Here is a 23,485-nt window from a genome sequence, read left to right as displayed (position 1 = left end):
ATGTTTCGAAATGTGAGCCCCCGTCCTGCGGAAGCTCCAGATTTTTAATTCTTCAAGGTACGCTTACTGCTTCAAGCTGTCTTTGTTTTTGTCATACCACTCCTTCACCTGTTTCCACACGCTTTCCCCGTTCAACCGCTTCCATTCCTTCAGCAGCTCGGCGGCTCCCCATTCCGGCGTAAACTGCGGACCACCCATAATGACTTTGTTGTCGATTTCGTCGGCTTTCGGGGTAAACTCCGCTAAAAATTGGCTCAACTCCGGAAACGAAGGCGCGTACGGAATATCCCTTCTGAAATTGTTTTTCATCGCCGTTTCCAGGCCTAACGCCTTCAGCTTGGCATATTCCTGGGAAAGCGGATCGGAAGCGGCCATTTTCACAATGTCATCCGGCTTCGGATCCCATTGGTTAACGATCGGATATTCATACGCATAATCCAGTTCTTTCTTGTTTTTCTCTCCATCAATGGCTTGCACGCTTCCATTTGCTTTCTTGTAATGAGTGCCTTCTATGCCGAATTTCACCGTAAACCAGCCCTTATCCAGCATCCAATCAAGAAACTCGACGGCAGCCTTCGGATTTTTCATGTTTTTACCAAAAGCAATCAGCATGGAGGCCGGCGCTTCCTGCAGCAAGCCGAATTTGCCATACTTCGTCGTCACGGATTCTAGAGGAACCGGCTGCGCATTAGGCACGTTTTGTTTCAAATCCCGGTACTCCGAATCCAGGTGCCACGAGCCCAGATAGATGCCAGCTTTGCCGGTAACCCAAAGCTGACGCTCGCGCTGGTAATTCTTATCGGTGATATATTCCTTGTCGACCATGCCGCCGTCGTACATTTTTTTGGACATCGCCAAGGTATCCAGATATCGGTCACTCAAACGGCCCAGCTGCATTTTGCCGTTGTCTACATACCATGTGTCCGGTCTGGAAGCGAACATAGCCGCCGGGTAACTTTTAAATTGACTGTTGAAGGCAAAGCCCACCGTATCGTTCTTGCCGTTTCCATCCGGATCTTTTTCCACAAACGCCTTGGCTACGTTCAGAAGCTCCTCATCGGTTCTGGGCATCGCCAAACCAAGTTTGTCCAGCCAGTCCTTGCGAATCCACATCCCTTGGTTGGCGATCGTATCGATTCCGCGTTTGCTGGACACGGCATACATTTTTCCATCGATCGTAACGAAAGGCTTTAGCTCAGGATGTTCGCTTAAATATTTTTTATAGGACGTGCTGTATTTCTCAATATAGGAATCGATCGGCTGAATCGCCCCTTGGGCGGCCAGCAACGCGATATAGTTGCGGTCATATTCCCAAATGAGGTCCGGCGCTTCGTCGGCGGCAATAAGAACATTAAGCTTCTGCTGTGCCGTATTGCGGGGGACAGGCACCCAATTCACCTTGATACCGGAATTATCGTTGATCCACCCGGTCCAGCGGTTGTTCTCATATGTTCCTTCTTCAGCCGGTACGCGTCCCCTATCAAACATAGAAATGCTGATTTCCTTTGGGAGACTGGCGTACTTGTCGGTTTCCTTTGCATCACCCTGGGCCGGAGTCGTCTCTTTTTTGTCTCCGCAGGCGGTTAATAATCCAGTCATCGCTAAAACGATAGCCAGACCAGACTTGACGTACTTGCTTTTGATTAGAATCGGCATGCTCTTGACCTCCTAAGTCGTCTGTCGATTTATATCATTAAGACTTATCGTCTTATAGATATTCAAATAATGTCAACCTTTAATAGAACCGATCAATACGCCCTTAACAAAATGCCTTTGAAGGAATGGGTATACAATCAAAATCGGTGCGGTCGCCGTGACGATCGCTGCAGCCCGTATGCCCTCCGGCGTCAAATTTTGGCCGCTCATCGCGCCTTCCGAGCCACCGCCCGTGCTTAACAGCGTTTCACTAACGTTGTTGATCTTCTGATACAGCACCATCATAAGAGAAAGCTTCGAGGAGCTGGTGATGTAGATTAACACGTTAAAGTAGGCGTTCCACCAATAAACTGCGTAGAACAAGCCGAGTGCGGCAAGAATCGGCATGGATAACGGGAGAATGATACGGACCAGCGCAACCAGATCGTTAGCTCCGTCGATCGAAGCTGATTCCTCCAGCTCATCAGGAAGTCCCTCAAAAAACGTTTTCATCACGAACATGTTGTAAGTGCTGATCAAACCGGGCAGCCAAAGTGCCCAGTAGCTGTTCATGATGCCTAAAGTTTTGATGAGAATAAAATTCGGGATCATGCCCCCACTGAACACCATAGTAAACATAATCGCCATCAGAAGTCCTTCACGTCCGCGCAATCGCCTGCGGGACAGTGGATACGCCGCCAGAACGGTTGCGATCAGGTTGAAGAAGGTTCCGATCATTGTAATTACTATGGTGTTGCGCATCCCGACGAACAGCTGTCCATCCTCGACGAGATTGCGGAAGCCTTGCAACGTCCAATCCACAGGCCATAGAAATACTTCACCGGACGCAATGGCCCGACTGCCGCTGAGCGAGGTGGCCATCACATGAATGAACGGAAAAAGCGTCAAAAAGCCCGCCACCCCAAGAAAAATCAAATTCAATCCATTAAATGTGCGGTTGCCAAGATGTCTTTGTTCGGCCATCCGTCGTCCCTCCTCACCATAAGCCTTTTTCGCCGAGCAGCTTGACCAACCGATTCATCGATACGATCAGGATGAGCCCGATCATGGATTGAAACAAGCCCAGTGCGGTCGTGTAGCTGTACTGTACGTTCTGAAGCCCCATCCGATACACATAGGTACTGATCACATCGGCCACTTCAGATACGGCTGAATTTTGCAAAATAAATATTTGTTCAAAACCAATGTCCATCATATAACCCATGCGCAAGATGAGCAGAATCGCAATCGTACTGCGGATGCCCGGCAGCGTGATATGCCAAATCTGGCGAATACGGCCAGCCCCGTCGATGCGTGCCGCCTCATAGAGCTGCGGGTCGATTCCTGTAATCGCCGCCATGTATAAAATAGTATTCCAGCCCGCACTATGCCAGATGCCTGACAAAACGAAGACGATAGGCCACCAAAATTGGCTGGCAAGGAAATACACCGGTTCGATGCCAAATACATTGTGCAGCGCCATATTCACCGCCCCCGAGCTTGGGCTGAGCAAAGCAATGATGATTCCGCCGAGAACGACCCACGAGATAAAGTGCGGAACATACAGCAGATTCTGAACGAGCCGTTTGTACCATTCGATTCGCAGCTCATTGAGCAGCAGCGCAAGAATAATCGGCACTGGAAATCCGAATACAACATTGTATACGTTCAGTAAAAGAGTATTTTTCAGGATATTGAAAAAATCGGGGCTGCCGAACAGCTTGCGAAAATGCTTCAGTCCCACCCAGTCGCTTCCCCAGATCCCCTCCGCAAACCGATAATCTTTAAATGCGATAATTTCTCCGAACATCGGGGCATATTTGAATAAAAGATAATATGTGACGATGGGAATCAGCATCAGGTACAAATACTTGTCCCGCTTGATGCATTTCCATAGCCCGTTCGATTTCAGACGAACCGAAACCCGAGACTCTGTGTGTGGGCCCGCGTGAGCGGCGGCCAACTTTTCTCTCATACATTCCACTCCTCCATGGTATCTTTCTGTGCTGACCCTATCCTACTTCCAACAGGCCATTTTGAACATGTACATTTCATCATTAAATCGGCATCTGAACGTTTTAAAGTGGTTTCATTTGTTATCATCATGGATGTTTGTTACCCTCCGAATTAGAAAAACGCCTTGCGGCTTCCTAGGTGTAAGATTTACGTTTGAGCGTGGGGAGGGATGGATGTGGGGTTACAGCCGTTGTTGAAGTCGTGTTCCTTCGATTAGACTAGGCAGGGGGAACACGACTTCAAAGACGGCCCGTAAACTTTCCACCCCACATCCATGCCCTCTTACTGTTCTACTCTTGTGTCTCCTGCTACCTCTTTTTTAACTAGCCGGTCTTCGATCCGGTATTCATAACCATGCACACCTCTTTGTCGTATTCCCGGTACATGGCTCCGCCGTAAGCTTCACATGCGAATTACGGGGACACTTCCGGGTCTGCATCATCCATCCTATCGAAGTCCCGGACCATACTAAGCGGTATTTGTTTCCCATGCTTCTTCACAAAATTTTCCCAATGGTTATGTTCATCAAAAAATATTTGTCGTAAAATATTGGTCTCCATAACTCTACTTACCAAAAAACTTAAAAAGGGGAACACCTTGGTTCCCGGATTTTATACTTTCTATTATGTTAAAATAACCCCACAAAGTGGGGCCTTGGCTTCGAAGCTGATTCAGGTACTTTGCGGGGAGCCCCGAAATATTCCCCCAAAAGTGAAGAGAACCTCTGCAGCATAATCCTATTACTTTTGGGGGAGCCCCCAGGATATCCAGAAAAATTGACTCCGCATAATTTCCTAAGCAATAAAAAAAGCCGGCCTACGTGCGGCTGGCTGGTTCCTTTATGCTTAGGAGTGACCTTCTTTATCCTCATGGACGTTTGCTTTGCTGCGTTCCAAGATTAATTGCTCGCGGTATTCTCCCGGTGTCAAGCCGGTAACCTTTTTAAAAATGCGGATAAAGCTGTGCGAGTTGGAGTAACCGACTTTTTCGGCAATGTGAACGACTTTCGCATTTCCCTCCTCCAGCAGCTGCTTCGCTTTATTCATTCGCAGTTGAATCAGATAATCGGTAAAATTGCTCTCCGTATATTCTTTAAATATTTTGCTCAAGTAAGGTACACTCAACTGGAATATATCCGCGATCATATTCATAGAAAGATCGCTTCGCATATAATGACTCGAAATATATTCCAGAATACGGGTGATGGTCTCGTTGCTTCCTCGAGCGTTCCGTTTTTCGGAAATACGCTCCAGCAGATCTGTGAAAAAATCGGTAATATCCCGCTTAATTTCAACCGCATCTTCGGCGAGTTCGACTTTTTCGTACAGCTTGGCATCTCCGCCGGTGAGCAAGTCGACATCGAGTCCGATATCCGAACCGATTTTTAAGGCGCGGTGCACTAGCTGCAAGCATATTTGCTTTAGCATCTTGGGAGGAATGTTCTCCTGCAGCGTCCTTTGGAACAAAAGCTCCAGCTGCTTGTAAACGGACCCGGCATCTGCTGCTTTTACCGCATTCAACACCGCTTCTTCCAGGTCAAAAAGCCGATAAAAATGTTGGCTGTTGAAATCCTCTATATCTTCGAACGAAATGACTTGATTGGCTCCAAGCAGCATCCGGTATTGAAGCGCTTCATTCGCTTCGTGATAAGACTTTTGCAAATCCGCCAATTCCTCATATTGTCTTCCAATACCAATTGAAACGGTCTTCCTGAATTGTTCCTGAACGAAAGTCTTGATCAAATCGGCGACCGATAAGGCTCGAAGCATGTTCGATTGCGGATCTGCTTGTTCGAAGCTAATAATCATGACGACACGCCCGTCGAACATCTCTACGACCATTCCGTGACTTTCCGTATTGATCAACTCCTCAGCCACGTTACACAAGGCATATGAATAAAGCTGCAAATCTTTATTGGAAATCCGGGATTTATAATCGAGTTCCGCCGACATTACGATATAGTGAGCAGGGAGGAGACGGATACCGAGCCAATCCAGAGAAGGTTTTACATCCTTATACTGAGTCCGGTAACCCATTAACATGTCGGAGACAAGTCTCCACTTCATAGCGGGTATATTTTGCCGCACTTGCAATTGTATACTGTCGTGCTCCAGAAGAAAGCTGTCAAACAACCCCTCCGCCGCCTCAAGATTACCGTCTAGCTCCTCGTTTTTACGTTCAGCCCCCGTATTCTTCCGGGAATTCAACTGTTTATTAATCGAGCGGACAAAGCTTTCAATCGGTCGATATGTAACGGCGTTAACCATAAATACGGCCGCTATCGCCGCAATGAACATAAAAAGAGAAATGATTAGCAACCAGTTGCGGACGGTCAGCAGTTCACGGTCCAGTTGCAGGCTCGGTATTATACTTACGTATTTCCACCCCGTATAGCCAGAGGACGCATAGAAAATCAAACTTGGAACGCCGTCCACCGTCTCTGTAAAGTTTCCTTCTCTGCTGCTACTCATAATTCGGTCGATTTCTTTTCGGGCACTGATGTTCTCTCCAAGCATGTTTTTATTCGAATGGGAAATCACAAGCCCGTCTTTATCGATGACAAAGGCTTGACCTAGCCTTCTGACGTCTTTATTTAAAGCCGAATTATAAATCATGCTCTCGTCGATATTGATAATCAACGCTCCTTTGCGAAAAGAAGGGCTGCTTAGCGTAGGGTAGGATCGTACCAATGTCAATACTTGTTTACTTACCGGAAAAGGGGCCATCCTATCTTCGATACTGCGGACACTCAACCATTTGAAGTAACCATCGAATGAATCGAAGCTATCTCTCCAGCTCTTATCGAAAAACGCAGCCTCTTCAGTAGAGGTATAAGGCGATAAATACAATTTTTGGCCATAAGAGTAAGAATAGATGGAATGCACTTGCGTATTCGAGTTTATTAAATTTTCGAGTTTCTTCATCAGGTCGCTGTGCTTTTGCTTGCGCTCCAACTCACTTGTATAGTTACCATCGACAAACATTCGGATTTCCGGTTCTTGCAGCAGCCCTAATGCATCCTTGTCCACTTCACGAAGGATCAGTTCCGTTTTCTCCATGATTTGATGCAATAATGCGGTATTCGAATAAACAAGCTCCTGCTTTAGGCTCTTAGTCGTGTTCATGTAGGATAGCAGTACAGTGGTCGAGATAATGACGAGAAAGATCAAAGCGTAGATCAATCCGGCTGCTCGACGGATATTTTTATTAATAAAACGCATACAACCCCCCCTTTTACAATCAAGCTTAAAAATAGAGGATGTCTACAAACAGACACCCCCGTCAGTCTATCTGAAAATCTATTTAGAATATCATTACGTTTTTTTTAATCCTAGGAAACTATTTTTGACGTTACCGTCTTAGCAGTCGTGCTTGTTAATCTTGATAATGTCCATTTTTTGTATTTTTCTGCAGTTATAATTTGAAAAGACCTACTCTCATAGTTCTACACAATTTTACAGTTTCCTTCAAGTAATATCCAACAACGGAAGTATACGCTATGACAAAACTTTTAATCGACAACTTCTTACACTAGACCACTCAATAAACGCAAGGATTGCGATTGGGATTGCTAAGAGCGGATTTAATTTCATTGACATTCGCAGGTGTTTTTTGCAAGATGAAATAAATAGTAAGTAACCTCGGAGCTGATGTGATGGAAATCGTAGAAGAAACAAAGCCCTTTGCGGAGTCACTAATCTGGACCTTGCAGCGGGACTATTTTAAAGAAAACGGGATTCAAGCATGGACAAATAGTGAAGTTCCCCATTATATAACGAACAATCCATTTTTGGCTCACGCTTATGCTGAGATTGTGCTGCATTTTTTGAAAGATATCAAACGAATGAAGAGCCAAACGAATGAAAAGGTTTATCTGATAGAACTTGGCGGCGGCTCCGGGCGTTTAGCCTATCGCTTTCTGAAATATATCGATGAATTCTGTAAATCGGTTTCAGGTGAATTCCCTGAATTCTGTTACATTCTTAGTGATTTACCTCCGAAAAATATTGAGTTTTGGAAGGATCACCGTCAATTGCAAACATTTGTTGAAAGAGGGATGCTTGATTTCGCGATTTTTGATGTTGAAAAGGACACCCGTATTCACTTGATACATAGTCAAACAACAATAGACGTTCAAAGCTTGGCGCAGCCATTGATCGTGATCGCAAATTATTTTTTTGATAGCATCCCCCACGATTTATTCTATTTTGACAACGGAACAGCTTTTGAATGTGCTGTTCATTTAACCTGTGATGGACTAACGGATAACCTTTCTCCCGCAGAACAATTGAAATCGGTGAATCTGGACTATCAGTATAAAGCTATTGAAAAATTTCCCTATGAACAGAGATTTTTTAACGACTTGCTTGAACTATACAGAAGCAGCATCAAAAGATCACATGTACTTATACCTTCAGTTGGCATAAGGTGTCTGGAGCGTTTAGGCCACCTTTCGAATGAAGGTGTATTCCTTCTATCAGCAGATAAAGGATATCATCTTTTGTCAGAATTAGATGAGCAGGACGAACCTTCATTAGTGCATCATGGCAGCTTTTCACTAACGGTAAATTACCATGCATTACGAATATTTTGCGAGGATCAAGGCGGTCAGACCTTGGTTACACCTCATTCGCATCAACACCTAAACCTGATAGGTCTTTTGATGATGTCAAATTCTGCAGATTACATAGACACCAAGGCCGCCTACAGTCGATTTGTCGGCAGGTTCGGGCCGGATGATTTTTTCAGCTTTAAAAAACATTTTGAAAAATATTTTCATAAAATGAATCAGGGTCAGTTAATGTCAATCATTAGGCTCAGCGGGTACGACGCTCATCTATTCAAACAATGCATTCCGTATTACAGAAAGCTGTTGCCGAAAATTTCATCCCAGGATAAACGAAGCATGCTATTCGTTATACAGGCGGTTTGGGAAGGATATTATACAATCGGGGAGGATCAAGATCTGGCATTTGAAATAGGTACCCTGCTTTATCAGATGGATTTATACAATGAAGCCGTCGTTTTTTTCGAACGTTCCTTGAATGCGTATGGCCAAGCAGCCCCTACTTACTACAACCTGGCTATTTGTTGTTACATGCTGGCAAACAAGAATGTGCTGAATTATTTGGATATATGTCTGCAGCTCGATCCCAACCATATTGAAGCTGCAACCTTGCTGAAAACTATCTCTGACGAAGGAAGGTAATCATGATGATATCGATGCCGCCAAGTCATAATAATACAAATCCAAAAAGCACAGCCCCCCGAACAGCGCAAACAAATCAAATTACAGATTCAACCTCCACCGGAACCCTACAGTTTCGGGGTGCTGCGGACGAGCCTTCTCAATCTATCACACCAGCTCAGTTTTTATATTTACAAAGAACAATTGGCAATCGAGCGACTTCTCAGTTGGTGAAATCCCGTTCACAATCCAACCCATTCAACGAAGCTAACCAAGCTGCTGTCTCCAAAAGTTCAGCACAGAACTCCCCTTTATCTGAAGGTAGAGTAAAACCTGCCTTTCAATTGAAAAATGGAGATTTTGTAAGGGAAAATCAAGTGGAAGCCGGTACCATTCAAAGAGTAATTGTTAACAAATCCGGAAATCCCTTAACTGGTGCCGATAAAGATACCTTGTTTAAAAAATATGCTAAATATCATTATGATCAGGAAAGGAGGGAATTAAAGAGGGAAAGATTGACCCCGGCTGAAATGGAAACCAAATACCGTCCCGGCTTTAATACAGAACTGGAAGAATTCGAAGCAAAACATACCGGGGAAGTGAAGAAGAAAGTCAGATTTATAAACGGTAAATTTGCTCCATGGAAATATACTCCTAAAGGTGAACAAGTGGAAATGAAAAAAAAAATAAGTGATCAAAGAAAGGAAGACAGACGGGAATTAAGTAAAGATAGAAACTATGATACCTCAATGTCAGAATTAGAAAAAAAATATATAAAAATTAATATCGATCCATTCGGACAAGAATTAGTAACTTCCAGATATCCTACAGAGGCGATAGTTTCGAAATCAATTAATTTAGCAGCTTACTTCGGAAGAGGAGAAGCTGAAAGTGTTACGGTAACTACAAATAAGGTAAGCAGGGTGGCCGGTTTGAAGGATGATACGGAGACCGAAACCGAGACTACGGATATCATGTCTCTCCCTGAGCACATAATTTTTGATTTGGTTTCAGATTGCTTATGGTACAACGATCCAGATTCAGGAAGTATTACTGCAGCGAGTCCTTTACAGAGTAGAATATTTAACTTCGGTGAAACGAGTAGGGAAAGTATCGAAATGTATTTGCGTTTAAAATATGCAATTCTCACGGTTGAAGCACAGGGTAGATCAGGTGTAGCCAGAGCTGCTAAAGATGAATACAAAGGAGCTACACTGGTTAATCCTCCCAAAATACGAGATAAATGGGCAAATGAAGCCAGATACAGCGCAAGAACGTCTGAACCATCCCATAAACCTCCAGAGACAAAAGGGCCGAAATTTACTGCTGATAGAATTAGTGAAGATAAACTTTCGGTAACCATTACACATCAACGTCCGGATTGGAACAAGGGTCCCAGAGAGCCCAGTCAAATAGCAGTGATGGGTGGCCAGAATGCGAAAAACCACGTGATAGACCATTTGCCAAAAGGTAAAAGCAAAGAGGAATGGCATGATCAATTACCGGGCAGATTCGAATGGCTGCATGTCGTTGGCAGCAGTCTTGGGGGTTATAACACAGCTAATAATTTGGTTGCCGGCTCCTACGATATGAATACCAAAATGATTGCTCTGGAGCATAAAATTGTTAGAATGGGAAAGGAAAAGAACGCAGATGCGGATGGGGACGGAGATGGAGAAGAAGGCTATAATTTTGTTCCGACTGAATCAAAACCACTTGTTATTCAAGGGACTGCTAAAGTAAAACCCGGCACAAATGTTGGTGAAGAAATCTCGTTGTCAGTAACGCATGGCGGAGAACATGTAATAACTGAAAACTACGCTGTAGATGATCAGCATGTAATTTATAGAACTCAATATCTTGCTGCTGAGGAACAAATTAGGAATAAGCTAATTGAAAAGAAAAAAGCTATCTTGAAAAGTCTACAAGAGAGAAGAACGTTATCTGGACCATCTTCGAGAACTGCCGCTAAAAAAGTGAGAGAAGCGGAGATATCTCATGGGGAAAAAAAAGAAAAATTAAAAGGCGATATTGAAGTTGCGGCTCCTGGAAAAGCAGGGCCGGAAGGAGAGGGTCAAGAAGATACAGGTCAGAAGAAAGTAGATGAAGAAGGCACTAAGGATGATTAGAGATCAGCATAGAGCAAGGAATTCGACAAGATTCTCCCATGAAATTAAGAGTTTAGTCCTCTTTTTCATGTTCACTTTCCCCCTATATCCTTGTCCTTTGAAATAGCGCGGCAAGCTGCTAGGTCTTCCTTCAATTCCTGCTATAAAAATGTACTAGCCCGAAAGGGATCCTACATCATATCAAACTCCTCTGCTCTGTCCCGCAGTTAAATTGAGGCACGCTCTTAATACCATTTGACAAAAATAAATTTACGTAATAATATATTTTTACGTTCATAAAATATCGTAAGGAGGTCGGTACATCGTGCAGGAACAAATTATGGACAGCTGCCTCGTACAGTCGCCGGATCAGGCGATGGCGCTGCTCCATCCGCTTCGCGCGGATATCGTCTCCCGGTTAGTCGAGCCGACGTCTGCGGCTGAGCTGGCCCGTACGCTTCAGGAAACGCCTCAGCGGATGAATTACCATATTAAGGCGCTGGAGAAAACCGGGCTGATCCGCAGGGTCGGCACCCGTCAGGTGCGCAATCTGGTCGAGGTGCTGTACCAGGCGATCGCCAGAACGTTCGTGATGGCGGAATCGCTCAGTTTGTCCGCAGAGACGATCGAGCGGCTCAAAGACCACGGCTCGCTCGCCCAGCTGATCTCAAGCGCCGAGCAGATGAAGAAGGACGCCGTAATGTTGCTGGAGCGTTCGGAAACGGGCAGCGAGGTGCCGAGCGCGTCGCTGCAGCTGCAAATTCCGCTCGACGATCAAGAGCAGCGGCAAGCTTTTATCGAGGACTATGTCGCCATGATGAAACAGCTGGTTCACAAATACGCGGCACGGAATTCGGAAGCAGCCTTGTATCAAGTGATGCTGTCCGTCTATCCGAAGCCGGAACAAGGAGGTTCATAGGCATGAGCAGCAACGACAAACAACCGTCCGCCCCTAACGTTGCGGAGAAGCAAGAGGAGAAGCCGCTGCTTGTATGGGCGCAGCCGGGCAAACCCGCAAGCAGCGGCAAGCCGGCCGAAGGTTCGGTTGTCGATTTGAAGCGATACGCCGAGCATAAAGCCGGAGGAACGCAAACAGCGGAGGCAGAAGCATTGGTCACGCAATGGGAGCTGGGAACGACGGATGCCGACTCCCCGCTGCCTGTCAAGCTGATCATGGTGACCTCAGGGTTTGGCCTGAAGCGGCCGTTTCATTCCGGCTCCGGCATTCAAAATTGCGCGGCGTAAACGAAAGCAATGAACACGGTTAATTCAAGGAGGGAATTCAGATGAGCTACATTCCAATTGTCATTGAGCAAAGCGGGCGGGGAGAACGCTCCTACGACGTATATTCGCGGTTGTTAAAGGACCGGATCGTCTTTCTCGGGACGGAGGTAACCGACCAGTCGGCTAACGCCGTGGTCGCGCAGCTGCTGTTTTTGGCGGCGGAGGATCCGGAGAAAGATATTCATCTGTACATCAATTGTCCCGGAGGCTCTACTACCGCGGGTATGGCGATCTACGATACGATGCAGTTCGTCCGCCCGGACGTGTCGACGATCTGCGTCGGCTTTGCCGCCTCGATGGGAGCCGTCCTGCTGACCGGCGGCGCCAAGGGCAAACGGTTCGCGCTGCCCAACGCGGAAATTATGATCCATCAGCCATGGGGCGGCGCACAAGGCCAAGCCACAGACATTCATATCCGGGCGCAGCAAATTCTCAAGGTCAGAGCACTCACCAACCGCATTATGTCCGAAACTACGGGACAGCCTCTGGAAAAAATCGAACGCGATACCGACCGCGACTATTTCATGACATCCGCCGAAGCGCAGGAGTACGGGTTAATCGACCATATTATTGCGCGAGCCGGTTAAGAAAAGCTCAGGCAGGAAAAAGACCAAGCAGACGCTTTATAGCGCCAGCTTGGTCTCGTTGCGCTGGAGCGGTAAACAGCCATTTCCACAGCAGCTTTGCTTTTACTCCAGCGATCTCCATATTCCGTTCAACACCAGTATGAATTGTACGGCCATATACGAAAACACTATCGAAATGACGGAGTATCTTAATATTTCGTCTCACTAACAAGATTTTTTTACAAAAAGGGCTTGGAGAATGGCTTCAGGGCGAGTGATTTATCGGGGCCACTTACAATAACCACCTTTTGTCTATGTAATAATGATCCTCGTCTGAAACGCGAGGGTTTCCCATAATATGGTATTCGCGCAACAAGGAGAAACGACTCCATCGGCTGTGCAACTAAAAAGAAGCCTCCCCTGTGCCGCGCAATTCGGCGGTTTCGGAGACTTCCTTGGCTGGCACAAACGGCTTCCTGTCCCAAAAAATCCAGAGATGTCCTCGCGGAAAAGCCGGAACCGTTCGGAAAAGGCAAAAAACGGTCGCCTTTGGCCCGGATCTCTGCCGCGTTAGCGGTATTCATTCAAGAAATCCGGGACAACAGGCGACTAGAAGAAGGTCCGCCGGCGCGGCAAACACGGACTGCAGTTTACAAGCGGATTAATCCTTCGCGTGTAACCGTCAGCTTTTCGTAACCGTTCCCGGTTATCGCGTAGCTGTTCTCGATTCCTACGACACCGCGCTGCGGAAACGTAAACTTCGGCTCGATCGCGATCACCATTCCGGGCTGGAGCGGGTAGCTGAAGCCTTTGGCCAGCACAGGCAGCTCATCGATTTCCAAACCGATGCCATGTCCGAGAAATTTCACCTGATCATCGCCGTAGCCCATAAAATGGTCGCTTAATCCCGCATCATGCGCCAGCTGCAGCGAATGCATGTACAGCTGCTCGCAGACGGTGCCCGGCAGCAAACGAGCTTCTACGCTGCGAATAATCCGCTCCGATACCTCGTAAGCTCGAACCAGATCATCCGTCAACGAGCCGATGACGGCGGTCCGCGTCTGATCGATGATATAGCCGTCGATACAGCAGCCGATATCGATCAGGATCGGCTCATTCGCTTGTATCGGCCGGCGGCTCGCGCTTTGCGGGCTCGCTGCGCTGAGCCCCAGGCCCCCCGCCGGACCGTCGAAGTAGGTAGGCGTTGCAGCCGCATCGCCCGCTCCGACCATACCGGTTATTACCTCCTGGTTATAACCGCGCATCCGCATCATGCCGAGATGCCCCTCCCGGCGTACAAACAGCTCAATGCGGCTCATCAGCTCCAGCTCCGTTATGCCCGGCCGGATCGCCTGCGCCGCATCCTCGAATGCCAGGTCGATGACGCGCGCGGCTTCCCGGATGCAGGCAAGCTCCGCCGCCGACTTGATCATCCTCAGCTCGCGGATGATCATCGAGCCGTCGACCCATTCGACGGCTGGCAGTACGGCTTCCAGCCGCTGCAGCTGCTGCACCGGCAGCACGTCGAACTCGGCGGCCAGCCGAAGCTTGCGCCCTGATGAGGCCGCCTCCCCGAACAAGGAGCGGTAAGCTCCCGCAAGCCGTTCTCCCATGCTGCGGAAGGAGCCCAGCGGCTCCGCCTTGACCGCGGATTCGCTCTGGGCTCGCACCACGCTGCGGCGCACCAGAAAGAGCGCCTCGCCTGCAGACGGAACAAACAAGTAGCCCGTCTGCATAGAGCCGGTAAAATAATATAGGTCCACATTTTGCGTAATCATACAGCCGTCGATCCGCTTGTGCCGGAGCTGCTCCTGCAGCCGGCGTACCCGCTCCGTATATTCGTTCATTGCGTCCGTCCTCCTGATGCCGTTATCGAATCGGGAGCCATTGCAGCACAGCTTGAATTTTGCGGTCCCAATATCCCCACTCGTGGCTGCCCGGCTCCTCCTCGTAAGTCAATTCCACTTTCAGGCTGCGGCAGTGCTCACGAAAACGCACATTGTCCTGATATAAAAAATCTTCCGTCCCGCAGCATTGGTACAATCGGGGTTTCGTCCCGTCCGAACGGGCCATTTCCTCCGCCAAATGAAACAGGTCGTTCCGGCTGCCCCTGATTTTTGTCAAATCGCCAAAGATGTGCTGAAACTCTGCAGTCTGCCATTCCTGTACCAGATTGACAATATCGGTCGCTCCGGATAAGCTCGCTCCGGCCGCGAACCGTTCCGGGCATGACAAGGCCAGCTTCAAAGCGCCGTACCCGCCCATTGACAGTCCGGCCGCAAACGTATCCTCCCGCTCCCCCGATAAAGGAAAGAACGATCCGGCGACGGCTGGCAGTTCTTCGCTGATGAATGTCCAGTAAGCATATCCTTGCTCCATATCGGTATAAAAGCTCCGGTTGACGGTGGGCATCACAACGGCGATGCCATATTCGGCCGCATATCGTTCGATTGAAGTTCTGCGCATCCAAATCGTGTGATCGTCCGATAATCCGTGCAGCAAATATAAGGTAGGATGCTTTTCCTTGACCGCCCGGGTTTCCATACCGATCTGCCGGGTCGTCGGCTGCGGCAAAATCACATACATGGATGTCGATATGCCAAGCGATTCAGAAAAGAAATGACAATCGATAAAAGCCATAATAGTAGCCTCCTTCCAGCTTCTTCGCATCTGTTGTAAGCGTAACCGATCTTTTGCCCGCTTTCAACCCAAAAACAAATAACCGCTGCGGCACCACGCAGGAAGATGCGTGGCCCTGGCCTCGGTCGCAGCTAATTGCGGCTGCGAGGCAATTTCCAACAGGGTCGAAGGCGTTTGTCAATGTCGATATTGTGCAGACAAAGTATAGCCGCGTTCCGGCAATGAAAGTCAGAAGGAGCTGTCCCATAGGGTATCAACCGGCGACACAATCCCAAAAAATGTGCAATGCCGCCTCGAATACCACTATATAAGCGGGAATGGAAGCGGCATTTACATGTAAATTTATAGTCAGAGTAGGGGGCTGAAAATCTAAAAACGGCTTTTGGGACAGCCCCTTCTGCAGAGCGAATCGATGGGTTGGAAAAAGCTTGGTCTCCGACGCCAGATTCAGCTTAGCCTGCCTGTCGGCATGGGCGTTATGAGCCTGCCGCCTGCTTAAATCCAAGCAGCCGTTTTAACCGCTGCAGCACCACGACGGCTTCGGCACGGGTTGCCGGCCTGGCTAACGCTGCCTGATCTTCCGGCTCGCTTTCCATCAACCCGGCGGCAGCCGCTTTGCCGCCGACCGCCTCCGGGGACGTATCCGCCGCGTCCGGATCTATGGCTCTGAGGGCGAGCGCCATCATCTGCGACCGCTGCAGCGCTTGATCCAGCGTTTCTCGGCGAAATTCGCCGTCTCTCACAAGTCCGGCCTCCTGGAGCGATTGCACGGAAGGGTCCGGGGCAATTTCGCCCGAAGCCTGCTTCGAACCGGATGCCGGCGCAAGGAGCGGAATTTGCAAACTGGCCGTCAGCATACCTGCAAACTCCTTGCCGCTCACATTCCGGTCAGGTTTAAAGCTGCCGTCGGCATAGCCTGATGCAGCGCCGCTGGACACAGCCTCCCGAATCGGTTGTTCCGCCCAATGACCGGCAATATCGCTGAGACGGATCTCGTCCGATTTAGACGATTCGGCCGCCGCTGCTCCACTCGAAGAAAACATCGCAACCGGAAGGGCAATCAAGCCGGTCAGAAAAAACATTTTACGCATGCATGCGATCGCAATGGCCGCAAACAGCAGCTTGAGCCGATTTCTTCGCATGCGCTGCAGATGCAGCTTTGAATTGATCATCCGTTCTTCATCCCTTCGTCATCGGATTCCCGTCTATTCCGTTTCGCACAACCGCGTCCGCGTCCCGTCATCCTTCCTGCATAAGCCGTCCTCTCCGGCGACGCCGCGAAGACAAATCCGAATACGATTGCCGCAGCCAATGTCAGCATCCATACACTCCCGGTGCATTTCCCGCTATTCCGCATCATAAGCTTTAACCGTTCTGCCGCTTTCGCGTTTACTGTCCGAAGTTACCGTGACAAACAATTTGCCGCCTTTGGGATCAAGCTTCAGCCGGGTTATCGTGACCGTCGACTCTCCGTCTTGCGCCGTGATCTCGGCGTCGGCGCCCAACATCGTCTGCATCGGAAGCACCGCTTCCGCATCCGCATACAGCCTCACCTTATCGCCCGTTTTAAGTCCCAATACGCTGACTTCATCGGCTGCTTCGTCGGTGCTGTTGATCACCCGAATCTGATGCGGGGAAAGCGGGAGCGATACCGGCTCAGCCGGATAAATTTTCGGCGTTCTCGCACTTTCCTCTTCATTCTGGCGGGTAACCGAAACGTATACAACGCCATACCCACTTTGAGGCAGCCCCGCATATACGTAAGCTTTCGTCGCATCGTCCGCGACGGTTGCACTGCCGAACGGAGACGTTGCGCCCTCGTCGGCGTACAGCCTGACGATGTCGCCCGGTTTAAGCCCGGACACGGTAACGGTATCTGCAGACCCTACGGCATTACGAACCTCGATGTCGGTCCGTTCGGGTGCCCGGCTTGCCGACTCGGCTGCGAACGATTTCGCTACGCGGCGGCTCTCCCCATAGGAAGGAGACGTAACAGAGATATAGGCTATGCCGGCCTTTTTGCCCAGCTGCGGGATCGTGACGACCGCTCGACCTGAATCCGCCGCAACCGCCGCACTTCCGATCGTCGAAACGGTAGTCGCATCCGGATACACCTTGACGATGTCGCCCGCCGACAATCCGTACACTTCAACGCGATCGTCCGTATGCTCAGGCTCATTGACGATGACGATCATCCCCGGCGCAGGAGCTGCGGTAACCGGCTCCGGCCGGTACCGTTTCGACACACGCTCGCTTTCCTGCATCGGAGGCCGCGTCACCGAAACATATACGTCGCCTTCGCCCGAACCAAGCTGTGGCAGCGTTACTTCTGCCCTATCGGCACCGGTAACGACAACTGTCTGGGCAAGCGGCGTTGAAGCCCTGTCGGAAACGTACACCTTGACGATGTCACCGCCGTTTAGGCCCTTCACTTCAACGAAATTCCCCGCTCCGCCTGGCGCATTCACGACGCGAATATGTCCGATCGCCGGCTTGGCTGTCTGCGGCTCGGCTTCATAACCTTTTTCCGTCGTTCTGCTCTCCCCTTGACCCGGTTCGGTCACGGTGACGTACACCACCCCTTCGGCCGCTCCCAGCTGCCCTACCTGTACGACGGTTCCGTTAGTGCTGTCTGCGGCTGCCGAAGCGCTGCCAAGCAGCTGCTCCTTTTGCGGATCGCGATAAACTTTGACGATAGCACCTACATGCAAGCCTTTTACAATAACCTGATCCGGCGACCCGGACGGCAGGTTCAAAACCCGAATGGAAGCGGCCGGCGGAGCGACCGAAAGCGGCTCCGCCAAATAAGACTTCACGATACGCCGGCTTTCCGAAAACGAAGGCTGCGTTACCGTCACATAAATATGACCGGCGGCGGTTCCCAGCTGATTAATCGTGACCGTAGCCGCCGTCGAGCCGCTGCCTACGGACGCGCTGCCGAGCGGAACCGTCGAGCCGCCGTCGGCGTACACTTTAACGATATCCCCGGCAGACAAGCCGGTGACGGTAACCGTATCAGATGTCCCGGCCAGACGGTTTTCGACCCGGATCATGCCGGGAGAAGGTGGAACCGATGCAGCCGCCCATGCGCTCCCGTCCGGCAGCGCCAACCATACAAGACACAGCATACTCAAGCTGCGCAGGCCAAATCTTTTTCGCTTCGTGACTTGTTCCATCCGTGCACCTCCTATTTAGCGATTTCCCGATCCTCTGCAGCACGCGTACGCAAGCCGGAACAACTATGGAAACGGGTATTCATAAACGACCGTTTTGTACACATCCCCGTCATAGGACAGAGCATGGCTGCGCGGAAGCTTCACCTTTACTTTGTATATGACGGCCGGCCCCCGCAGCACCTTCACGATCTGCTGGCTCTCCTGCACGTAGCTGAGCGGAAAAACCGCGCCGGGCGTTGCATCATCCACGTAATCTTCAAATACAACAACCGGCGCGCGGCTCAACAAGCTTTCCGCATAAGGCGTTCCATCGGGCCGAAGCTGCAAATTAACCTGCAGCGTCGCTTCAAAGGCGCGTCTCGCGGCAGTACGGTCGAACACAATTTGCCCGTCCGCAAGCGGCTCCTTGCTGATTTGCAGCGAGGCGTCGTGGCCTCCGCGGTTTATGGCAAACTTGAGACGGTTATGCGTCGTAACGGTAATATAGCGGTCGGCCTGGAAGCCGGTCGTATATAGGAACAGCAGGACAACGAATATAAGCAGCAGCACCCGGTTCATAAGACGTTCACCGGACCATCGCCTCGCTCATCTGCTTGGCGTACCGGACAATTTCGGGCGGTTCCCGGTCAGGACTGCCGAACATCGTGCGCAGCAGCCATCTCGGCGTGCTTTTTACCGACAGCGTGCCCTCGATATATTCACCCCTCGGCGTCAGCCCGGTCGTTCCGGTGAAGCGGATATCCGATCCGTCCAGCAAAAACGTATGCTCCAGCGTATAGCGCATCTCATCGATAATTTCCGGCGTAAACCGGCCGTTATCGGCGTTCGACGCCTTTTGGATCGCGCTGTCGAGCACCATTTCCACCGCATTGGCCCTTGTCGAGTAAATGTCATGCAGCACCGGCTGAAACAGCAGCAGCAGCAAAATGTAGACGGTCAGCATCTCCACCAAAGCCGCTTTCATATATGGAAATTAAAATTTGACCGCGGCGGCTCGGTATGCTGCAGTATGCTTGTCGGCACATTGGTGTTATTAAAAAGATCGTCCATCTGCGTCTTTTTCTCCTTGATCGAGCTCCATAACGCTACAAATATAAATAAACCGATAGCAGCCAGCGTAGCTGCGATTAACAAAAATTTTTCCAATGCCGGTTTCACAGCGCATCACTCCTTATGGGGTCATCCAAAATGATTTGTACTTTTGGCCAGATCCGTAACATACTGCTGGGCGATGTTCAACGCATTCCACAAATAAATCAGCAACGGGCTGAATGCGGCGGCATAAGCCAGATTGCCGAAAAATTTGCGCCTCCGGCGGCGGTTCTCCCGCAGCATCTGCGTATAGCTCTCTTCCCGGGCATCCACCAGCGCCGAAACATCCTCCGGCGGCGTCAGCTCCAGGTCGGCCAGCAGCTTGCACAGCTCCCTCGCCTCGCGCGTGCCTATATCTTCGGCGATCACGCGCAGCGCTTCGTGTGCCCCTTCGTCAAAAACGCGCAGCCCCTTGTTAAGCGACGGCTTGATGCGCACCGTGTAGTCGCGCAGCTTGGTGAGCAGCGTGTGCAGGTTCAGCCTGCGCCTTCCGGTCCCTTTGAGCTCGTCGGCGATCATGCTGTAAATCATGAACAGCTCGCGGTTTTTTTCGCCGTCGTCCACCTCTTTCCATTTGCTTAAAAAGTAGGTCAGCACGGAAGCTTTCGTATTGGTAAGCAGCAGCCAAACTACCGGCCCCCACACCTGCAAGAGAATAGCCGGGATGGATTGCAGCCGCCAATGAACGAACAGATCGTAACCCGTGTTCAGCAGCCAAATAACGGCCAAGCCGTAACGGATCGACTGAATTTGAGCCGCATTGAGCCTGAGCGGATAGCCGGTACGCTCCAGTCTGCGTTCGAGCTCCGGATGCTGAAGCCAGCTTTTGAGCCGCAAATACTGCAGACGTGTCATATGCTTGATGGAAACCGGCGTCCGGAGCCTGCGATGTACCAAATAAGCGGCCAAGGCATACAGCAAACATATGACGATACCGAGTCCCGTGTTCAGGAGAGCGTATAAATCATGCCGCCATTCCATCGCTATGCATCGACCTCCCATGAATGGAAAAAAAGATTAGTAATCGTTCGGCGGTTTGCGAAACCAGACGGCAAGCAGCAGCGAGCCCGCAATAAAGCATACTGTCACCGTCAACCAAAATCTCCCCTGCTCCGTTCCCAATTGATAATGCACCGTACTGTTATAACCCATGAACACAATCATCATCAACATCAACAGCGGAAACAGCAGCACGTGAAGCCAGCTCAGCTGCAGCACCTCGGAGCTTGAATCCCCTTCGTCGCGCAGCATGTCGATCTGTTTGTGTATGTTTTTATCGATCGCCATCAAGGTGCTCTCCACATTTTCGCTGCGCAGCAGCCCTTTCAGCATCGTTAGGCCGAGCTGCTTGGCGAAGGACGTTTGAATGCTGTAAATAAACTCCTCCACCGCCTTTTCCATCTCACGCGAATCGACATAATTCAGCTCCTCCCTAAGCAAATTCATAAAATGCCGGCGAATCGGGGCCGATTCGATCTCTTGGCAAGAAAGCTGTAAGGCGGTGCGCATATTGCCCCTCGTCACCTTGTATTTGCTAGTCAAAATGCCGACAGCTTCAGCCAGGTCGTAACCGCTTTGGATTTGCAGACTGCGCAGCTTTAATCGGTAGTACAAAACCGGCACGATAAAAGTAAGCCCGCCGGCAAACAGGCTGAATCTGATATCATAGGCCGTCATAAAGCCGATAATTCCCGCCGACAATGCGCAGGAAACGGACAGCAGCAAAAAACGTTGAACCGACGAATCGGTGAACCGCTCTCGCTGCGTCTCCTTCAGCAGCATCTCCAGCTCGCGCAGCAGCCTTCGGCAAAAAAGTGTCATGGCATTCGGCTTCGCATTCTGAAAACGCCGCTTATGCAGCAGCTTCATGCCGGAACGATATCTGAGCTCCGTACGCAGCAGCGCGTTCATATAGCGAAGAAGCGGCAGCAGCAGCTTGTACAACCCCCATGTAAACAGCCAGGCCGACATACCGAGCCAAACCGTATGTATTATTGCATAAGCTGACTGCAACAAAGCTTACCTCCTCTTTTGTTATAGCTCCGTTAACAGCGACAACGTCTTGGACAAGCGGTGCGCATGATTGAGGCGAACAACATTTGGACTGCGGCAGTCGCAAATTTCTTAAACCGATCTGGAAGCCAGCTTGTCCAGCGAGCGTTCAATCCGGACAAGCGGGTTGACTTCCGCCGGATTGTACACGACAACCCCCTCATCAGGGCGGATCGGAGCGGCATTCTCCAACCGGCGGAGCAGCTCTGCCGTCGCCGCCGCCCATTCGGGCTGAATTTCCCGCATTTCGCGAAACAGCCGCTCGCTAATATCTGCGCGATAGCTCCAAGTATCCGTACGCTCGTCCCACCGCGCCCAATCATGCGTGCTGATCTCGCCATTGTGACGATTGTAGCGAAGCTCCATAATGCTCTTGATCCGTTTGCGAGTACGGCTTGTATCCTGCGTTTGAACGATTAGAATGTCGATATTTTCCGCGACACGCTTCTCCTCCTCTGCGAACCGAGCTCCGGGATTCAAGCCGCACAGCAGCCTGGCGAACTGCGACGGCACCGTTTCCGGCTTCCACGTATGGTAGGTGCTGCCGAAGCCCTTGAGCAGCCTTTCGCAGGCGAGCATCGCCCCCTCCGCTTCGACGCGCCGTACTTCCCCGATGATTGCGTAATCGACGTCAAAGCGAAGCACCTGATCCATCGCATGATGAAACGTTCCTTCATGGGTGATTCTTTCGATCAGCTTTTTTTCCGGAAAGTCGCGCCCCGCCGCCAGCTCGTAATGCTTTTCGATAATCGCTCCGGTATAATGATCGGCCCGCTCGGCCAGCAGCGCCTTCAACGTGGTGGACTTGCCGGTTCCGGGCGGACCAACGATTATCAGATTGCAATGGGTCTTGGAAATCCCCTTCAGCAGCAGCGCGGCTTCCGGCGGAATCGTTCGGCGAGCCTCATGCGCCAAATCGTCGACGGTCACCCGGCCGATCAAAAACCGGCGAAACGTGATGACATCATGCTTGACATCCGGCTTCACCGTCAGCGTAACCCGCTCGCCCGTGTACAAGTCGATCTCCAGTGTCGTATTGTACAGATTGACGATCGCATCCTCTTTTTGCCGGGTAAGGGCGCGAATAATTTTATCCACCTCCTGCGTAGAGGCGAACTGAAAGGGCATCCGCTCATGCCGGCCGTTATGATGAATCCAGATTGAAGTGCCTATGATTTGCGCCGCATAGCTATCCGGATATTTTTTCCAACAGGCGAGCGCCTTGAAGCCGTATATTTCATGAAACATTGCGTGGGTAATGTCGGAATATCGCTGCTGCTCCGCGCGGGCGTAGCCTTTAAGTCCGATGTAATAGTCAGGCAGCTCCACCTGATGCAGGCCGTACTGGTCGACATACGTCTGAATCTGCTCCATAATCGCAGTCACCGTCTCGGGCACGCCGATGATCGCTTTATTCTCAAGCTCGACGAATGCTTCCGCCTCATCGCCTGCCGAGCGGTCGGACTGCAGCCGGACTGTGGCGGCACCGCGCTGCATAACGCCGCTAAAGCGGACATCGGCCATCTCCTTGAATGCTGAGCAGGCTTGATCGAAAGCAGCCTTCCTGGAAACGGCCGCAGCCGGCTCACCGGTCCTCGGCACAGCGGACGTTTGTATGAAAGCCGCCGGGGATGCGCCTGCATCATGAGTTTTCCACGGCTCCGGACGATATTGACCGATCTGGAAACGGGTTGAAGGCGCTTCGGATGATCGTCTGCTGTCGGCCAT

20 protein-coding genes are annotated in these 23,485 nt (G+C 50.4%); 5 read left to right on the top strand and 15 right to left on the bottom strand.

Annotated elements, in window-relative coordinates; genetic code table 11:
* Positions 1 to 63: 63 nt before the first annotated feature.
* The 4 genes from E1757_RS24925 to E1757_RS24910 form a co-directional block, all read right to left on the bottom strand.
* Positions 64 to 1,656 (bottom strand): extracellular solute-binding protein, encoded by a 1,593-nt coding sequence (locus E1757_RS24925; protein ID WP_133233276.1) that lies wholly within the window; start codon positions 1,654 to 1,656, stop codon positions 64 to 66.
* Between the two features lie 72 nt (positions 1,657 to 1,728).
* A complete protein-coding gene (locus E1757_RS24920) occupies positions 1,729 to 2,619 on the bottom strand; it encodes a carbohydrate ABC transporter permease (RefSeq protein ID WP_133233274.1) in 891 nt (296 codons plus the stop codon).
* Positions 2,620 to 2,632: 13 nt separating this feature from the next.
* On the bottom strand, positions 2,633 to 3,610 hold the full coding sequence (locus E1757_RS24915) for an ABC transporter permease (protein WP_133233272.1): 978 nt from the start codon (positions 3,608 to 3,610) through the stop codon (positions 2,633 to 2,635).
* 886 nt (positions 3,611 to 4,496) lie between these two features.
* Positions 4,497 to 6,872: a helix-turn-helix domain-containing protein gene (locus tag E1757_RS24910; protein ID WP_133233270.1), complete on the bottom strand. Its 2,376-nt coding sequence runs from the start codon at positions 6,870 to 6,872 to the stop codon at positions 4,497 to 4,499.
* Positions 6,873 to 7,306: 434 nt separating this feature from the next.
* On the opposite strand from E1757_RS24910, the gene E1757_RS24905 reads away from it, so the two are divergent.
* From E1757_RS24905 to clpP, 5 genes are all read left to right on the top strand, one after another.
* Positions 7,307 to 8,860, top strand: a complete 1,554-nt coding sequence (locus E1757_RS24905) for an SAM-dependent methyltransferase (RefSeq protein WP_133233268.1) — start codon at positions 7,307 to 7,309, stop codon at positions 8,858 to 8,860.
* Between the two features lie 2 nt (positions 8,861 to 8,862).
* On the top strand, positions 8,863 to 10,968 hold the full coding sequence (locus E1757_RS24900) for a hypothetical protein (protein WP_133233266.1): 2,106 nt from the start codon (positions 8,863 to 8,865) through the stop codon (positions 10,966 to 10,968).
* 304 nt (positions 10,969 to 11,272) lie between these two features.
* Complete coding sequence (locus tag E1757_RS24895) at positions 11,273 to 11,866, top strand: winged helix-turn-helix domain-containing protein (protein ID WP_246079476.1); 594 nt, start codon at positions 11,273 to 11,275, stop codon at positions 11,864 to 11,866.
* A 2-nt stretch (positions 11,867 to 11,868) separates the two neighbouring features.
* Positions 11,869 to 12,192: a hypothetical protein gene (locus E1757_RS24890; protein WP_133233262.1), complete on the top strand. Its 324-nt coding sequence runs from the start codon at positions 11,869 to 11,871 to the stop codon at positions 12,190 to 12,192.
* Between the two features lie 41 nt (positions 12,193 to 12,233).
* Complete coding sequence (clpP, locus tag E1757_RS24885; RefSeq protein WP_133233260.1) at positions 12,234 to 12,818, top strand: ATP-dependent Clp endopeptidase proteolytic subunit ClpP; 585 nt, start codon at positions 12,234 to 12,236, stop codon at positions 12,816 to 12,818.
* Positions 12,819 to 13,447: 629 nt separating this feature from the next.
* On the opposite strand, the gene E1757_RS24880 is transcribed toward clpP, so the two are convergent.
* The 11 genes from E1757_RS24880 to E1757_RS24835 all read right to left on the bottom strand — a co-directional run bounded on the left by E1757_RS24880 (position 13,448) and on the right by E1757_RS24835 (position 23,485).
* The gene (locus E1757_RS24880; RefSeq protein ID WP_133233258.1) at positions 13,448 to 14,644 is read right to left on the bottom strand and encodes a M24 family metallopeptidase; all 1,197 of its coding nucleotides are present in this window, start codon (positions 14,642 to 14,644) and stop codon (positions 13,448 to 13,450) included.
* Positions 14,645 to 14,666: 22 nt separating this feature from the next.
* The gene (locus E1757_RS24875; protein ID WP_133233256.1) at positions 14,667 to 15,437 is read right to left on the bottom strand and encodes an alpha/beta hydrolase; all 771 of its coding nucleotides are present in this window, start codon (positions 15,435 to 15,437) and stop codon (positions 14,667 to 14,669) included.
* Positions 15,438 to 15,913: 476 nt separating this feature from the next.
* Positions 15,914 to 16,609 (bottom strand): S-layer homology domain-containing protein, encoded by a 696-nt coding sequence (locus E1757_RS24870; protein ID WP_133233254.1) that lies wholly within the window; start codon positions 16,607 to 16,609, stop codon positions 15,914 to 15,916.
* Positions 16,606 to 16,758 (bottom strand): hypothetical protein, encoded by a 153-nt coding sequence (locus E1757_RS35985; protein WP_165972272.1) that lies wholly within the window; start codon positions 16,756 to 16,758, stop codon positions 16,606 to 16,608. Before E1757_RS35985 ends, E1757_RS24870 begins: the two co-directional genes overlap by 4 nt.
* Positions 16,759 to 16,783: 25 nt before the next feature.
* Positions 16,784 to 18,613, bottom strand: a complete 1,830-nt coding sequence (locus E1757_RS24865; protein ID WP_133233252.1) for a hypothetical protein — start codon at positions 18,611 to 18,613, stop codon at positions 16,784 to 16,786.
* Positions 18,614 to 18,676: 63 nt separating this feature from the next.
* Positions 18,677 to 19,171 (bottom strand): hypothetical protein, encoded by a 495-nt coding sequence (locus E1757_RS24860; protein ID WP_133233250.1) that lies wholly within the window; start codon positions 19,169 to 19,171, stop codon positions 18,677 to 18,679.
* A gap of 7 nt (positions 19,172 to 19,178) precedes the next feature.
* Positions 19,179 to 19,556, bottom strand: a complete 378-nt coding sequence (locus tag E1757_RS24855) for a hypothetical protein (RefSeq protein ID WP_133233249.1) — start codon at positions 19,554 to 19,556, stop codon at positions 19,179 to 19,181.
* 17 nt (positions 19,557 to 19,573) lie between these two features.
* Positions 19,574 to 19,771 (bottom strand): hypothetical protein, encoded by a 198-nt coding sequence (locus E1757_RS24850; RefSeq protein ID WP_133233248.1) that lies wholly within the window; start codon positions 19,769 to 19,771, stop codon positions 19,574 to 19,576.
* 21 nt (positions 19,772 to 19,792) lie between these two features.
* Positions 19,793 to 20,686: a hypothetical protein gene (locus tag E1757_RS24845; RefSeq protein WP_133233246.1), complete on the bottom strand. Its 894-nt coding sequence runs from the start codon at positions 20,684 to 20,686 to the stop codon at positions 19,793 to 19,795.
* Positions 20,687 to 20,722: 36 nt separating this feature from the next.
* Positions 20,723 to 21,718 carry a hypothetical protein gene (locus E1757_RS24840; RefSeq protein ID WP_133233244.1) on the bottom strand — a complete coding sequence of 332 codons (996 nt, stop codon included), beginning with the start codon at positions 21,716 to 21,718 and terminating at the stop codon, positions 20,723 to 20,725.
* Positions 21,719 to 21,829: 111 nt separating this feature from the next.
* Positions 21,830 to 23,485 carry an ATPase, T2SS/T4P/T4SS family gene (locus tag E1757_RS24835; RefSeq protein ID WP_133233242.1) on the bottom strand — a complete coding sequence of 552 codons (1,656 nt, stop codon included), beginning with the start codon at positions 23,483 to 23,485 and terminating at the stop codon, positions 21,830 to 21,832.

This window comes from Paenibacillus piri (assembly GCF_004354045.1).
Classification (GTDB): Bacteria; Bacillota; Bacilli; order Paenibacillales; family NBRC-103111; genus Paenibacillus_S; species Paenibacillus_S piri.
This window is presented reverse-complemented; position numbering and strand designations above follow the sequence as displayed.